The organism is Ruegeria sp. H6 (genome assembly GCF_056532975.1).
Genome location: NZ_JBQFOA010000012.1, coordinates 101248 through 116289 on the forward strand (window position 1 = coordinate 101248; position 15042 = coordinate 116289).

16 protein-coding genes are annotated in these 15042 nt (G+C 55.7%); 8 read left to right on the forward strand and 8 right to left on the reverse strand.

The features are described 5' to 3' along the window. Positions 1–11: 11 nt before the first annotated feature. The 7 genes from ACR0AG_RS17705 (at position 12) to ACR0AG_RS17735 (ending at position 6840) form a co-directional block, all read left to right on the forward strand. On the forward strand, positions 12–1478 hold the full coding sequence (locus ACR0AG_RS17705; protein WP_480841346.1) for an ABC transporter transmembrane domain-containing protein: 1467 nt from the start codon (positions 12–14) through the stop codon (positions 1476–1478). Further along, positions 1382–1822 (forward strand): TRAP transporter substrate-binding protein DctP, encoded by a 441-nt coding sequence (dctP, locus tag ACR0AG_RS17710; RefSeq protein WP_480841348.1) that lies wholly within the window; start codon positions 1382–1384, stop codon positions 1820–1822. Before ACR0AG_RS17705 ends, dctP begins: the two co-directional genes overlap by 97 nt. Continuing rightward, the gene (locus ACR0AG_RS17715) at positions 1819–2322 is read left to right on the forward strand and encodes a TRAP transporter small permease (protein ID WP_480841350.1); all 504 of its coding nucleotides are present in this window, start codon (positions 1819–1821) and stop codon (positions 2320–2322) included. Before dctP ends, ACR0AG_RS17715 begins: the two co-directional genes overlap by 4 nt. Next, positions 2319–3578 (forward strand): TRAP transporter large permease, encoded by a 1260-nt coding sequence (locus ACR0AG_RS17720; RefSeq protein ID WP_480841352.1) that lies wholly within the window; start codon positions 2319–2321, stop codon positions 3576–3578. The genes ACR0AG_RS17715 and ACR0AG_RS17720 overlap by 4 nt, the downstream gene beginning before the upstream one ends. A gap of 23 nt (positions 3579–3601) precedes the next feature. After that, positions 3602–4696, forward strand: a complete 1095-nt coding sequence (locus tag ACR0AG_RS17725; protein WP_480841354.1) for a peptidyl-prolyl cis-trans isomerase — start codon at positions 3602–3604, stop codon at positions 4694–4696. Next, positions 4693–5715, forward strand: a complete 1023-nt coding sequence (locus tag ACR0AG_RS17730) for a HupE/UreJ family protein (RefSeq protein WP_480841356.1) — start codon at positions 4693–4695, stop codon at positions 5713–5715. The genes ACR0AG_RS17725 and ACR0AG_RS17730 overlap by 4 nt, the downstream gene beginning before the upstream one ends. Before the next feature lie 417 nt (positions 5716–6132). Then, positions 6133–6840 carry a hypothetical protein gene (locus tag ACR0AG_RS17735; protein WP_480841358.1) on the forward strand — a complete coding sequence of 236 codons (708 nt, stop codon included), beginning with the start codon at positions 6133–6135 and terminating at the stop codon, positions 6838–6840. An 87-nt stretch (positions 6841–6927) separates the two neighbouring features. Here the strand turns inward: ACR0AG_RS17735 and ACR0AG_RS17740 are convergent, their stop codons facing one another. The 7 genes from ACR0AG_RS17740 to ACR0AG_RS17770 form a co-directional block, all read right to left on the reverse strand. Next, complete coding sequence (locus ACR0AG_RS17740; RefSeq protein ID WP_480841360.1) at positions 6928–7653, reverse strand: alpha/beta hydrolase; 726 nt, start codon at positions 7651–7653, stop codon at positions 6928–6930. Positions 7654–7962: 309 nt separating this feature from the next. Continuing rightward, a complete protein-coding gene (locus tag ACR0AG_RS17745) occupies positions 7963–8577 on the reverse strand; it encodes a transmembrane anchor protein (protein WP_480841362.1) in 615 nt (204 codons plus the stop codon). 12 nt (positions 8578–8589) lie between these two features. Then, positions 8590–9306: a HupE/UreJ family protein gene (locus ACR0AG_RS17750; RefSeq protein ID WP_480841364.1), complete on the reverse strand. Its 717-nt coding sequence runs from the start codon at positions 9304–9306 to the stop codon at positions 8590–8592. A gap of 60 nt (positions 9307–9366) precedes the next feature. Then, a complete protein-coding gene (locus ACR0AG_RS17755) occupies positions 9367–9684 on the reverse strand; it encodes a hypothetical protein (RefSeq protein WP_480841366.1) in 318 nt (105 codons plus the stop codon). A gap of 271 nt (positions 9685–9955) precedes the next feature. Continuing rightward, the gene (locus ACR0AG_RS17760; protein WP_480841368.1) at positions 9956–11209 is read right to left on the reverse strand and encodes an ArsB/NhaD family transporter; all 1254 of its coding nucleotides are present in this window, start codon (positions 11207–11209) and stop codon (positions 9956–9958) included. A 29-nt stretch (positions 11210–11238) separates the two neighbouring features. Further along, positions 11239–12507, reverse strand: a complete 1269-nt coding sequence (locus ACR0AG_RS17765; RefSeq protein WP_480841370.1) for an MFS transporter — start codon at positions 12505–12507, stop codon at positions 11239–11241. Between the two features lie 279 nt (positions 12508–12786). Further along, positions 12787–13218 (reverse strand): Lrp/AsnC family transcriptional regulator, encoded by a 432-nt coding sequence (locus ACR0AG_RS17770; protein ID WP_480841372.1) that lies wholly within the window; start codon positions 13216–13218, stop codon positions 12787–12789. 135 nt (positions 13219–13353) lie between these two features. Between ACR0AG_RS17770 and nhaC the strand changes: the two genes are divergently transcribed. Next, positions 13354–14790, forward strand: a complete 1437-nt coding sequence (gene nhaC / locus ACR0AG_RS17775) for a Na+/H+ antiporter NhaC (RefSeq protein ID WP_480841374.1) — start codon at positions 13354–13356, stop codon at positions 14788–14790. On the opposite strand, the gene ACR0AG_RS17780 is transcribed toward nhaC, so the two are convergent. Further along, positions 14714–15040: an amino acid synthesis family protein gene (locus tag ACR0AG_RS17780; RefSeq protein ID WP_480841376.1), complete on the reverse strand. Its 327-nt coding sequence runs from the start codon at positions 15038–15040 to the stop codon at positions 14714–14716. The two genes, nhaC and ACR0AG_RS17780, sit on opposite strands and share 77 nt — an antisense overlap. Positions 15041–15042: the final 2 nt, after the last annotated feature.

Consider the following 15042-nt stretch of genomic DNA (forward strand, 5'->3'; position numbering starts at 1 on the left):
GAGGCAATGCCATGGCCAGCAAAGACAGCTCGGACCAGCACCCGACCGCCCGCGTGAAGATTGCGCCGCGCGTTGTCCAGGGCAGTGGTCCGGATGCGCGGCGTGACAGGGATTGGTCGTTTCAGGACAGACCCACGGACAGGCTGGCCAGTGCCGTGGCAGCTTGCATGCGACTGCGCGGTCAGGATATTGGCGTCCATGCGCTGACGGCAGGTCACGCTTTGGACGCGCAAGGATGCCTGACCCCGACCGAGGCTGTTAAGGCGGCCGAGGCGCAGGGATACCGCGCCCGTCTGACACGGCGCGATCTGTCCGATATTCCAGCCTCTGTCCTGCCTGTGGTCCTGTTTCTCAAGGGCCGCGACGCCTGTGTGCTGCAAAGCGTCGAGGGCTCGGACGCAAGGGTTCTGTGGCCCGCGCGCTCGGACGATCCGCTTACGGTTTCGTTGACCGAACTGGCGCTGAACTATGCAGGCCATGCGATGTTGTTGCAGGCCGAAGACATGTTGCCATCCGACGCCCCTGCGCCGGACACAACGCGGCACTGGTACTGGAGCGTCGTGAACCGGTTCTGGCCGGACTACATGCAGGTGATCATGGCCTCGGCGATGATCAATGTGCTGGCGCTTGCGGTGCCGTTGTTCACCATGAATGTCTATGACCGGGTGTTTCCCAACGCGGCGCTTGTCACGTTGTGGTCACTGGTTGCGGGGATCGGTCTGGCTCTGATAGTGGATGCGATCCTGAAATGGCTCCGCGCGCGTGTGGTTGACAAGGTCTCGCGCCGGGTCGATCTAGCGGTATCATCCGTGATTTTCCGCCATATCACGGATCTGCGCCTGGATGCACAGGCGCAACCGGCCGGGGGTTTGATCAATACCCTCAAGGACTATGAACAGGTGCGCGATTTCTTTTCGTCGCAGACGCTGGCCTCGCTGACCGATCTGGTGTTTGCGGTCCTGTTCATCGCCGTTATCGCCTATATAGGCGGGCCTTTGGCCTGGCCGCCGGCACTTGCGCTGAGTTGTGTTTTGGTGATGGGAGCGCTGATCCTGTTCCCGCTACGCCGGGCCGCGAACGCGGATCGTCAGGCGGCTGGGGTCAAGAATTCCGTAGCGGTCGAAGCTGTGACTGACCTTGAGACCCTCAAGGCAGTTTCGGGCCAGGGCCGGATGCAGGGGCGGTGGGAACGTATGGTCGCGGACTCTGCCGCCACGCAGGAACGCAGCCGTAACTTGGCGACGCTGGCGACAACGGTCACGGGGTTTGCGCAGCAACTGTCCTCGATCGGGATCGTGGTGATCGGCGTTTATCTGGCGCTTGAGGGCAACCTGACAATGGGTGCTGTCATCGCTGCAATGATCCTGTCGGGGCGTCTGGCATGGAACTGCCCTATGTCGAACTGCCCGGCGCCCTTCAAACCGGCATGGTCGATGCTGGTGAGGCTACCGGGCTCACCTTTGTTGCGTTTGGTTTGAACAAGGTCGCCCCGCATTTTGTGGAAACCCGACACACCCATCAGGCCGGTGCTGTGATGATCGGTGACCGCACGCTTGACCGCCTGACGCCTCAACAGATTGATGTGCTGAAAGCCGCCATCCCTGCCACATCAGAGCTGCGCGCATCCGTCCGCGGGACCGAAGTGGCCATGATCGAACGACATTCCGCCGCTGGCGGTCCGGTTCATGCCCTGACCGACGCGCAAAGGAAGGCGTGGAAGGCCAAGGTGGAACCAAACTGGCCTGCCTTTGTCGCGGGCTTGCGGGCCGAGGCGCTGTGGCCACAGCTTCTTGAAGCAAAGGCCGCTTGCGAGGGCGAATGACCCTGCGCGCGGCAAAGTTGACGTTGTCCATTCTGTGGAAGGTCGAAACCGCTATCGTATCTATTCTTGTGGCGGCGATCTGCGGGTTGCTGATCGCTGACATCGGGCTGCGCGTTTTCACGCAATCTTGGTTGCATGGTGCGCAACGGACGTCCGTTTATCTGATGTTATTCACCGGGTTTCTTGGGATCGGTCTGGCCTCGGCGCGCGGGCGGCACCTAAGGCCCCGGTTTGCCGATCAGCTTTTACCTGCATCGTTGACCGCACGCGCCCAACAGTGCGGCGACGTTTTCATGGCGCTGGTCTGGCTTGGATTTAGCTGGCTGGGTTTTACCTTCGTTCGGGAAGCCTATGCGTTTCAGGACGTTGCTCGCGTCATCACCGTGCCGCTTTGGACGATATACCTGATCGTGCCTTATGCCTTTGCTTCCGTTGCACTGCGTCACGCACTCTTCGCCTGTTACCCGGCGCTCAGACCGCAAGAGTTGGTTGTCGAATGACATCTGCCCTCCTGCTATTTGGACTTTCCATCGGTCTGCTGGCGCTGAGGCTGAACCTTGTGGTGACGCTTTTGACGCTCGGTTCGCTCGTCCATCTGATCTGGGGCGACGGAGAGCCGTTGTATCTGATCCAGGACATGTGGATCGCGCTAGACAAAGAGCTTTTGCTGTCCGTGCCTCTTTTTCTGCTTTGTGGCACGGTCATTGGCCAAGGTGCAATTGCCGCACGGATGATTGACATCATGTCGGCCCTGACGGCGCCACTTCCGGGCGGGCTGGGGGTCGCTACCATTTTGGCCTGCGCCATATTCTCGGCTGTTTCGGGGTCATCCGTTGTCACCTTGCTGGCCGTCGGATCAGTGGCTTACCCGGCCTTGCTGCGTCAGGGCTATGCGAAATCCTTTTCGCTGGGGGCCGTCGCCACAGCCGGGACACTTGGTGTGATCATTCCGCCATCCATCCCATTGATATTGTTCGGTATTGCCACGGAAACATCCATTCTTGACCTATTCAAGGCAGGTATTCTGCCCGGAATGATGCTGGCCATCCTTCTTTCCACCTATGCGTTTTTTTCCAACAGACACATGAAAAAAGAGCGGTTTTCTATGGGACGCCTTGTCGTCGCAATCCGCAACGGAACATGGGCGCTTTTGATGCCGGTCATCCTGTTGGGCGGCATATATTCCGGCTATTTCTCACCGACAGAAGCCGCTGCGGTAGCCGCGCTTTATGCGGTTGTGATCGAATGTTTCGTCTATCGCGAACTGTCCTTTTCAGGGCTGCGCGACGCCACGGTCGAAGTTGCAATCACGCTAGGGTCAATATTTCCGATTCTGGCGATTGCCCTCAGCATGAACCTGCTGCTGGTGTCACATCAGGTGCCGATGGCTTTGGCCGATTGGATCGAAACAGTCATTGCCTCAAAAATCACATTCCTGCTTGCAGTGAACCTGTTGCTGTTGGCCATCGGATGCGTTCTGGACATGATGTCAGCCATAGTCATCCTGGCCCCGCTGCTTGTCAGCCTTGGGCGAACTTACGGTATCGATCCGGTCCATCTTGGGATCATCATGATTATCAATCTTGAGATCGGGCTGCTGACGCCACCGCTGGGAATAAACCTCATCGTGGCCATGGGAGCATTTCAAGAGAATTTTGGCCGCATTGTGCGTAGCGTGCTACCGTTTCTGTTTATCATGATGTCCGGCCTCTTGATTGTGACCTTCGTACCCGGGCTGTCTTTGATTTTCCGCTAAAAAACAGCCAACACTGCACAAGTTTGGGCATTGTCCTTTTCCCACATCCGATATCGCGGGCGAAGCGTAGTCGCTCGGCCGCTCGAAGGGTCCGCCTCAAGCCGAATCCTGGGCTCTTCGAGCGGTTCGCGGGCTCGGGACAGCATCCCCCCTCGGTTGTTGCCCGAGCCACCGGACGACCTGCGCCGCTCTCTCACATGTGTGGAGCTGCATGTTGCTTGCTCCGCACAATTCCCTTCGGGATGACGCTGTGCAAAACTGACCAAAACCCTGGCGAGATTGAAACGATGCTTTATCGCACCCTCCGAGAACCGTTTTTGCATTTCCTTCTGATTGGTGTGGGGATTTTCGGTTTGTACGCTCTGCTGAACGGTACGGAAACAGACCCAAGCGAAATGTCGTTTGAGGTGACGCGCAGCGATATTAATGAGCTGAAACGCAACTTTGCAAACACCCGGCAGCGCCCACCCACGGGCGAGGAACTGGACAATCTGATCACCAATTACGTTCGGGAAGAGGTGCTTGTACGCGAAGCCCGCGCGGTTCGTATGGACGAAAATGATCCGATTATCCGCAATCGTCTTCGGCAGAAAATGGAGTTTATCGCAGCCTCGGCCGCAGCAGGAAATGTTCCCGACGCGACCGAACTTTTACAGTTCTTTGAACACCATAAAGATGATTTCCGCGTGCCTGCCCGAGTGTCGTTCGAGCATTATCTGATCTCGCCTGAAAACTTGCAGGAAACAGAAACACTCATAGCCGATCTGAACTATGGGACAATGCCGAACGGGCTGGAAACCTTATCTTTGTTGCCAAACCGCCTGCCGCTGTCGACCACCGACAGTGTCGACAGAGCGTTTGGTCAGAAATTCGGAGCCGCTGTTGCGGACCTTCCGGTCGGTCAATGGGCAGGCCCTGTTTCTTCAGGCTATGGGCAGCATCTGGTGCGGGTCGAACAGGCGCAACCCTCGGCTGTGCCGGATTATGAAGATGTAAAAGAGACCGTGCTGCGCCGTTGGCAGGAAATGCGCCAAGCCGATGCAACAGAAGAGTTCATTCAGCAGCTTGAACACCGATACGACATAACAATTGCACCGACCGAACAGGAAAGCGAATGATATTGCGTATCCTGTTTTCATTGATCGCCGCAGCTTTAACGTTCTTTGGCACCTCACAAGCATCGGCACATGCGCTTGAACCCGGCTATCTTGAAATCACTGAAACCACACCGGACACCTATCGCATTTTCTGGCGAAAACCGGATGTGAACGGCAGCCCGATGCCGATCACCGTGCGCCTGCCCGAACACTGCGAAAACCCGTTTCCTCCGGCCCCTTGGTTTGACGGGTTGGCCTGGGTTTCCAGCTGGACCGCTCAATGCGCCAAACCGTTGGCCGGCAGTTCCATTGCCGTCCCGGGCCTTGGGAACACCCGAACCGATGTGCTTGCCCGCGTGGATCGATTGGACCTGCCACAAGCGACAGTGCGGCTGACCCCCGACAATACGCGCTATGAGGTTCCCGCTGATGTCAGCGCATTCTCGGTGTTGCTGAGTTATGTTGCTTTGGGAACGGACCATATTCTTGAAGGCTTCGACCATCTCTTGTTCGTTTTTGCGCTGTTGGTGCTGATCCGGGATAAATGGCGGTTGCTTGGGGCGATCACTGCCTTCACTCTGGCGCATAGCATCACACTGGCCCTGGCATCGCTGAATGTGATCCGTGTCCCTGCCCCGCCGGTCGAGGCGGTTATCGCACTGTCCATAGTCTTTCTTGCGGTCGAAATTGCCAAGCGAGACGGGGATCACATGCGTTTGTCCGAGAGGTGGCCGTGGGTGGTTTCCTTTTCCTTCGGCCTCTTGCACGGTTTGGGTTTCGCCGGCGCCCTAAGCGAAATCGGATTGCCCGACGCGGATATTTTTGTCGCCCTGCTCGGGTTCAATCTGGGTGTTGAATTTGGCCAGATCCTATTTGTCGTTGTGATCCTTGCTTTGGGAACTCTGATCCTGCGCCTTGCCCCGGCTCTGGCCCACCTCAATGCAAAAAGAGGTCACTATCTGAACACAGCGACCAGTTATCTGATAGGTTCAATCGCGTCCTTTTGGCTGGTCGAACGCATCGTTGGTTTTTGGGGGTAAAACAGGCCGGTCATGTTGCGCATTGGTAGACATAAGAAGCGAATGCCGATCCCTTCGCTGCTTCTGTGCAGTCTCTGCCTACTTGTCTTTGGCGTCGTAAACCCGCGGACCTCGCACGCGTGTACGGTTTGTTTCGAATTGCCCGAAGCATCGATCACAGATCATATTCTTACCGCAGATTTCATTGTGCTGGCGCGCCCGAAAGAGGGCAATTCATTCCAGTTCGCCCCCGTCCAGGTTTGGAAAGAAAGTGCCGGAACCTTCCATCAGATGCCCGAGATTCCGTTTCTGATCGACAGCTCCACAAGACGCACGCTTCTTTCAGATCCCGACAAAACGGTGCTTTTCACCTACGGAGCGACAGACAAAACGGGATCCGGCTTAAGCCTTTCCAGGCGTTGGACAAGAATATTCATGATGACCGAGGAAAGAGCCGACTTCGTGGAACGATTGCGAATGTCGGCAGAATCCTGGACCTCGACCAATTCGATTGATCAACACCGTGTTGCGTTCTTTGCTGACTATCTGTCCAGCCAGGACAAAGCCTTGCGCGATGTTGCATTGATCGAGATGCACCGCGCCCCGTATGAACTGATCCATGGGGTCGAGATATCTGTACCCACGGATCAGCTGTTGATTGAGTTCAGCAGAGTCGATCGCGTGAGTTTCGTGCCCGTTTCCATTCGATTGCTGGGCCTGCAAACCGATGAAAACGCCGCACAGGTTGTAAGATCCAACTTTGCCGAAGTTCTACAATCGAACAAATCAAACGTCTATGAATGGGCGCTTGCCGGTATTGAGGTAGATGGCCTTTCCGCGATCCGCGCGATCGGGAACGCGCTGCCGCAAATTAAAGACAATCCGGGAAAGCAAAAGGCACTGATAAAGGCATTGGCCGATGGCGGAACAGTTCGCCCAGAATACAGACCGCACATAATAGACGCGTTTTCCCGAGTTTTGGCAAATGACAGCTCATCGGCGGCACGGATCGCGACTACGCTGCAAAAATGGAATTCCACCGAACTCAATCCTGAGCTCAGAGCCTTGCTAAAAGGCGATGAAATTGATCCCGCAACCCGCTTCATACTCCGATCCGTTCTGGATACCGAAAGGGCCAGCGATTGATACGATAAGGTCCGCGCAAGGCCCCTGAACGGAAACCTACCCCGAATGACGGCGTTAAAACACTAGCTGAATCGGGGCAACAAGCAGTTATCCCGTTGATCCAGAAATCCGGGCGATCTCGTCTGCGACCAGTGCAGGTGCCAGAACCATAGCATCGTGACCGGTCGCAATCTGAGTGACTGGCCAGTGTTTCTCACGGGCCCGCGCCAGCGACAGATTGGCGGGTGGGTAAGGCGGATCCGTGCATTGAATGTAATGCACATCCAGCCCATCACCTGCTGGCCGTTCAAGATCCAACGCGGTTGTCATCGTAGCAAACGGATGCGGTGTCAGGCGGGATTGGATGAATGCTGCATCTTCATCCTTGGTCACACCCATTGCAGCCGGTTCAACTGGGGGCAAAGTAAGCCCACCGCTGCTGGATTGCGCCAAGTCTGTCCTTGCCTTGGCGAACTCCGCGTCAAGAAGGCTCATCCAAGTTTCGCCGGATTCCAGAATTGCCCCGTCGAGATAGATCAGCTTCGCGACCCTGTCGCGGATTCTATCGGCGACGCCCGTGACGGTGGCCCCTCCGAAGCTGTGACCAACCAGAATGATATCCTGCAATTGCTCAAAAAGAACATGTTGCACGATGTCGTCCACAAACGTCTCAAGGGTAATATCTCTGGTCAGCAAGTGGGAGCGTTCACCGACACCCGTATTGGTAGGGGTATCAACACGGTATCCCTGACCTCTGAGCAGATCAGCGACACGCGACCAGCACCAACCTCCGTGCCATAGCCCGTGAACGAGAACAATTGCGCGCGGCTTCATCCAGACCTCATTTTGATTTCACGGCGACCTTACCAGTGCAAGGTAGACACGAAACAGGAAGTGAACAATTGGCTACTGGATTGCTCAGATCAACCGGAACGCTCATTTTCCTCTGATTTGCGACGTGCATTTGCATTTCTTCGAGTTTTCAAGCGACCGCCGAAGCGACAACCCCGAAGCTGCAGATGTTGTTCGTCAAAGTTCAAGAGCGGAGGAAAAGAAGTGTTCCGGCGGCCAGATTGGTCTGCTCTGCTTCGGCCTTAATAGACCGGGCCGCGCATCCGGTTCCTGGATGCGCGGCTCTTGGTCTTAATCGCTTTGAACAATTCCCGAATACGCGCCCTTCAAGTTGAGCGTAACGGTGACCGCCTCATCGTCCCTGTTGCGCCAGAACCAGCCATGATCACCGGCGAAAGGGGTTTCGAAGCTGCCTTCGCCTTCGGTTTGACCGCGCCCCTTCTCATAGGTCACGTTTTGGTCGCCCGCATGGGCGTGAAGGTCAAAGTTTATCCGACGGCCCTCCGACGTCCACGCATAGAAAAGGGTCGCGCCCTCTTCCATGGTTGCCTTGATCTCGGTGAACGCGCCCGGTTCAAGCGTGAAGGTGATTGTGTCCTGCCACGCCTCCTGCGCGTGTGCAGAGCCAACAAACAGACCGAATATATCGCCCAGCAAGCTGGAGGACTGATCAGCCCCATGAAGTTGCTGATCCTGTTCGGCTTCGTCGGCCAGATCCTGCTTGATTTCGCCCATCTCAGTCAGGCCAAGCACGCGGCCCGCCCCGGTCGGGTCGATCCCGTATTCCGCAGGCAAAACAACAGCGATCAGGATCGCCACGGCGCTAACGGCGGCGATGATGGTGGACCGAAGAAGCTGGGTTGAGCTTGGCAATTCTTCGAGGCTTGGTTTCTTTGCGTTAAACATTTCTGGATTTCCTTATGCGGCCACGAAATAGCCGGTGATCTGGTATCCCATCAGCACAAAGCCGATGGTCATCATGACAACGTTGACCGTGTAGGCTTGCTGGAAGAACTTGGCACTTTTCCGCCAGTACCCCATGATGATGAGGATGGCGGCCAGCGCCAGAAGCTGTCCGATCTCGACGCCAACATTGAAGGCCAGAAGGTTGGGCAACAACCCGTCCGGCGCAATCTGATAGTCCAGTATCTTCGTCGCCAGGCCGGTGCCGTGGAACAGGCCGAAGATGAAAGTCGCCGCCTTGGTGTTGGGCTGAAAACCGAACCACCGTTGATAGGCCCCAAGGTTGTCCAGCGCTTTGTAGACGACAGACAACCCGATGATAGCGTCTACAATGTATGAGCTGATCCCCCAACCAAACCAGACGCCCGCCAGCATCGTGATGGAATGACCCAGGGCAAAGAGACTCACATAGACCGCAACGTCCTTTGACCGATAGAGGAAGAAGACGACGCCCAGGAGGAACAGGATATGGTCGTAGCCCGTGACCATATGTTTGGCCCCGAGATACATGAAGGGGATGATGTGCACGCCCCAGATCTCTTGGATATAGCCGGCATCGCCGGGCGTAACATCATGCGCCAAAGCTGCGCTTGTCGATAGCAGCAGCATGGATAAGACGAAGAACGCGAGACGCTTGGGATCGCGTCTGACGCCTTCAATGAAGGTTTTCATGGAGTAACTCCGCTTAGTATTTGGATTGATCAATAACGCGCGTGAGCCGCGCAGCGCCGATCAAGCGCGCGGAGGTCGGTCTATTCGGAACTGACGGGTGGGGCCTTGGGCGTGAAACAACCCGCGCCAAGCCTCTCCTGCGTTCATCTCTGGATTGGTGCCGGGGCCACTGGCGAGAAAGGCCTGATTGTGGTCATGATCCGCCACATCATGGCTATGGCCGTGCATGGCCCAAAAGAGGTCTTCTTCGAACCCGTGCGAATGGCCATGATCCTCGACCATTTCCAGATGATCCTGAATCGTCTCAAAAACCACCGGTGCGTGGGAAAAGGATGGCGTCACGGACCACAGGATCAACGACAGACAAAGGACAGCCAAGCCAGCCTTTATAGTATGCTCATAAGCCTGTTTCATTGCATCTGCTTGCCCGATGAGTGCAGCCTTTAGGCGGCCGCCGCGATTTTGTTCATGTCTACCGTAGTGCGCGCAAGTTGGTCAATTCCGCGACAGAGCTTTTGATCGATTCCGATCGCATTCCGGAGATGAATCGAGCTATTCCCGGCGATGCCTTACACCTCTTTCAGACCTCGACTACCGAACTCGGTACATAAGCCAATTTTCAAGTAATAGCTCCAATTTGAACCAATGCTCAGAAACTTGCTCGGGACAAGTGTTCCTCCAGAACTAAAATCCAACCGATGGTCACCAGCGTTGATACGACGCCTATCGGCAAGACTGCTTTCATAAATTGTGTAAAGGTCACGTCTTCGGCCCCCATTCGATCAGCCATCTGCAGTACGATGACATTGCTTGCCGCGCTGATGATGAACACGTTACCTGCCAAAGTAGAAACTCCGGCCAGCATCATTAGGTTAGGCACATCAAAAGACGGCAGAAGTTTGAGATACATGTCGACGAGGGGGACGTTCGAAAATACCTGGCTTCCGAAGAAACTTATCCCGGCAGTCACGAGCGGCTCATTCATATGATCTCGTTCTTCGCCAAGTATGGTTTTAATCGAGCCAGAATCCAAAAGGGCTCCGGTCACGATAAACATGGCGACAAAGAACGCCAATGTTGGCCAATCCAGACGGACAAAGGTCTTGGCGCGGGATGCGTCGAACAGATACACAGGCAGACACGCGATAGCTGCGGCTACACCTAATGGGTAGCCGAGCTCGGACCCGGTCGCGGCAAGGACACTCTCAACGGAAACCAGCACCACAAGTACCGCAATTGCGACCAGCACAGGCCATTGCGATCCTTCGCTCGACTTGAGCATTCCGGAATCCTGGCAATCCGGAGCAACAACAACCATGCGCTTTGATAACCAAAGCGCGCTGCCACCAAGACAGATCAGCGTCGGAACAATCAACCAGTGCAAGAAGGTAACCATTGGTGCGGGAACTTCCCCGCTTGCGGCGATCAAGAGGTTTTGAGGGTTTCCAATCGGGGTCGCCATGCTGCCAATTGTGACGGATACACAGAGTGCCACAAGAAATGTCTTTTGATCTGCACCGGTCTGGCGTGCCAGCATCAACGCGATGGGAGTTCCGATGATGGCGGCGGCATCATTGGTTAAGACGGCGGCAATCAACGCAAAAAGCATCATGAATGCCACAAGCGAGACACCGGGTGTCCGCCACCCGACCATCCACCCGGCGATCCTGTGCGAAATGCCATTTTCGTAAAGCGCTCGACCGATCGAAAACACCGAAAAAAGATATAGCATGACATTCCAGTCGATCACTTCGACCGCAGTTTTGGGCGAAATCGTACCACTCACCAACAGAACGAATGCACCTGCTGCCATCACATGCCAAATCTTCAGAAAGGACGGCAGCCATTCTCGGATGGCGATCAGCGTGAAAACGGCAATTGAAACAACAAGGCTAAACGACAAGACATGGCCTCCGTCTAAGAAGCATTAAGTTAGTTCTTTAGGGCGTTTGGTGACAATTTGTGCTGCGCAGTTTCCGGCATCAGCGCAGCGAAGATGGTCGCACCCAGGACCGAAACGATCGCGAGGAAATAGAAGGCCATGTCATAACTGGCATATTGTACGATTTCTTCTGCGATTAAGTTACTGGCAGACGCTCCTACACCCACCAACGTGGCCAAAGCACCCTGAGCTATGTTGAACCGTCCGGTTCCTTTGGTAATGTCTGAGACGATCAGCAGAAACAGCACTGCAAAAATACCGTTGGCCACACCGTCAAACGACTGGATCGCAACCAAGGCGAACGAATTGTCTGTCAGGGTGTATAGGATTGCGCGTATCGGGAGTATCGCGAATGCCAACAAGAATAACGGTTTGCGTCCCCAGCTGTCTGCGGTTTTACCACAAAGTACCGCCATGCCGATCATGATGAATTGGGCGGAAATTATGCAAGCCGATGTAAAAGCAATGCCGGATTTTGTGTCGCCACCGCTCGCCACCTTTTGGCTGACCAAAGGCAGCATACTGGCGTTGGCGCAATGAAAAAGGACGATCGAAACCCCAAAAATCAAAAGCCTGCGATCACGGATGACCGTAACAAATCCGCTGGGTTTTTCCTGTCCGGAACTGTCTTCAGCTACACCACCGCGAGCTGCTTCGTGGTCGATATCCGAAGGATTGATCATCATCGTGCAAATGATCATCCCAATGCACATGGCGGAAATCAGGACAAATATTCCATCCACATATCCGGCTAAGGCAAGCGCGGCGGCAAGCGCGGCAGCCACTACATTCCCGGCGTGATTCCAGGCCTGGTTTGCGCTGGTTTGCCGCGTAAACGCTTTGCGCCCGACGACACCCAGCGTTATTGCGGCAATCAGCGGTCCAAGAAATGCCAGGGCCACACCCATTGTCGCCTGCGCCGCGAAAATCGCGAAGGTTTGTTCGAAAAAAACCAACGTAAGAGCCGCCAGGCCAACCGCTGAAACACAGACAACCATGAGCAAGCGTTTGGCCTTGGTCCAGTCGATCAACGCTCCGGCTGGTGTCTGCGCCAGAACTGTCACGATTGACCCCAAAGCCAGAGCGAACCCGATATTCTGGGGCGACCAATGCAGTTGAGCGAGCAAATAGATCGCCAAATAGGGCCCGAACCCAGCCATAACGTCGCCAGCGAAGAAATTGACGCCAAGCAGAGGACGATTCAAACGGGGCGCCTTTGGTGCTAAGCCCACTCCTTTTCTCAGGAGTTTATTACTCACCTTGTTTCCTCCACGTCACGGCTGTTGAGCCCGGTCCGTTGCGAAATTCACGCACTCAGCGTTGCAGACACTTTGTCGGATACCGCTTTGGAGAACAACCCAAAGTGGAAATCGAACTCAGCTGGAAGGTATTCTTGGCCGATCCGATCGGACTGCGCAGTAAACGTACCAAAAGCCAAATCTCTGCCCTGTGTCGCAGGCCGGCTATCTGAAATGACCTGTCCGAACGTTTCTCGAAAGACCAACCTGAAGGTGAGTGAACGAAGGGTGAATACCGCACTAAACGTCGATATTCATCTGAGTGGCCAGCAACAGGTTGGTTTCGCTATCGCGCACGCCTGGAATGCGGCGGATCTTACCCAAAACGATGTCCAGCTCCTCGACGGTTTCTGTTCCGGTTTCGACAATCAGATCCCATTTTCCGTTGGTCGCGTGGATTGCGGTCACCTCGGGATACCCTCGTAAAGTTCGCTTGATCCGTTCGGTGCCAACCCCTTCGATCCCCAGCATCGTCAGGCCGCGAATGGCCGCTTTTTGCACATCATCTTTCAAGGTGATGGTGAAGCCAAGGATCACGCCGGACTTGACCAGCCGGTCTATCCGCGCCCGTATCGTAACCCGCGAAAGCCCCGTCAACGATGCCAGAACCGACAACGTAACCCGTGAATTGCGCCTGAGTTCCGAGACGATCAGGTGATCTTTTTCGTCCATATCGAATGTTTTGACCTTCGAATCGTAAGTCTCACTATCATCTTGCACAAAAATCCATCTAAAAACAGACCATGAAGGAAAGTACTCTCGCCGGATATTTCATCGAGGAATGATCACTCTGACGGGAGGCAGAATATGAAAACGGATATTCCAAAGGGTGCGCGCATGCCGCACTTTTGGGAGGCGATGGTATCGCTTTTCTCACTTGTCGTCGGCATCAGCGTTTCGATCGTTGTCTACGGTCTGGACCCGCATGTACCGATGTTGCTCGGCGTTCTTGTGGCGTCGCTGGTGGCGTTGCGCTGTGGCTTTAGCTGGCAAAACATCCAGAACGGCATGGTGCGCGGGATCACCAATGCGCTGCCCGCCACGATCATCCTGATCGTTGTCGGCATTCTGATCGGGGTCTGGATTCTGGGCGGCGTTGTACCCACGCTGATCTATTATGGGCTGACGTTCCTGTCCCCGTCGGTTTTCCTGCCGGTCACAGTGGTCATCTGCGCGCTGACATCACTGGCCACGGGCACCAGTTGGGGCACAACCGGAACCATCGGCGTGGCGCTGATGGGAGTTGGGGCTGGTCTGGGCTTTCCGCTGCCTCTGGTGGCGGGCGCGGTCCTGTCAGGGGCGTATTTTGGCGACAAGATGTCCCCTTTGTCCGACACGACCAACATGGCACCCGCCCTGGCCGGGACGGATCTGTTCACGCATATCAAGCACATGTCCTACACGACCGGGGTATCGATCACGCTGACTCTGATCATCGAAACGGTGCTGGGCCTGTCCTATTCAGGCGGTGAAGAGAATATCGAGCGTATTTCGACCATTCTGACGGTGTTGCAGGACAATTTCACGATCAACATCGCCATGATCCTACCGCCGCTGATCGTGTTGTTTGTATCCTATCGCAAAATGCCCGCGATTCCCGGGATCACGCTGGGTGTCATTGCAGGCGCGGTTTTGGCCGTCGGGTTGCAGGGGGCCGATTATGGCGCGCTGGCAAATGCCGCGTTTGGCGGGTTCGAGGCCACCACCGGCAACGCGGATGTCGACAGCCTTCTGTCACGCGGCGGGATGGATTCGATGATGTACACAATCAGCCTTGTGATCGTGGCCATGATGTTTGGCGGCGTGATGGAGCGAACAAACCAGTTGAAGGCCATCGCAGATAAAATCCTGTCCAAAGTCAATTCCGACGGCGGCCTGATCGCCTCTACAGTGTTTACCAGCATCGGCGCAAACATGGTTCTGTGCGATCAGTACATGGCCATCGTAATGGGCGCGCGTACCTATGCGCAGGCCTATAGCGATCGCGGTCTTGCCCCCGAAAACCTGTCCCGCGCGGTCGAGGACTCGGCAACGGTGACGGCAAACCTGATCCCTTGGAATTCCGGCGGGGCCTATCAGGCCGCAACCCTTGGGGTGGCGACGCTGGCCTATCTGCCTTTTGCGTTCTTTTGCTGGCTGTCGCCGCTTGTGACGCTTGTGTTCGGGTTTATGGGCTGGACAATCTGGAAGGCTGATCCCGACCCGGACGCGCAAAAGGCACAAGGGTCTGTTCCGGCCGAATAACGCGCCCGTTTACCAATGCCACGCCCCTGTCGACTTCGCGCGGCGGGGGCGTGGTCTGACAACCTCTGTCCGCATAGGCGATGAGCAACACCAGCTCGTCCAGGGCGGGGGCGTCTGGTACACCAAGGGTCGGAGTATCCAGTTGGTCGAAAGACCAGGGATCGTCCTTGTAGCTCTGCGGCAGGTCAATCGAGATCCCAATTGCGCCCAATTTGGCATTTGAAGGAACCAGCGCTTTGCCGTCTCCCACCT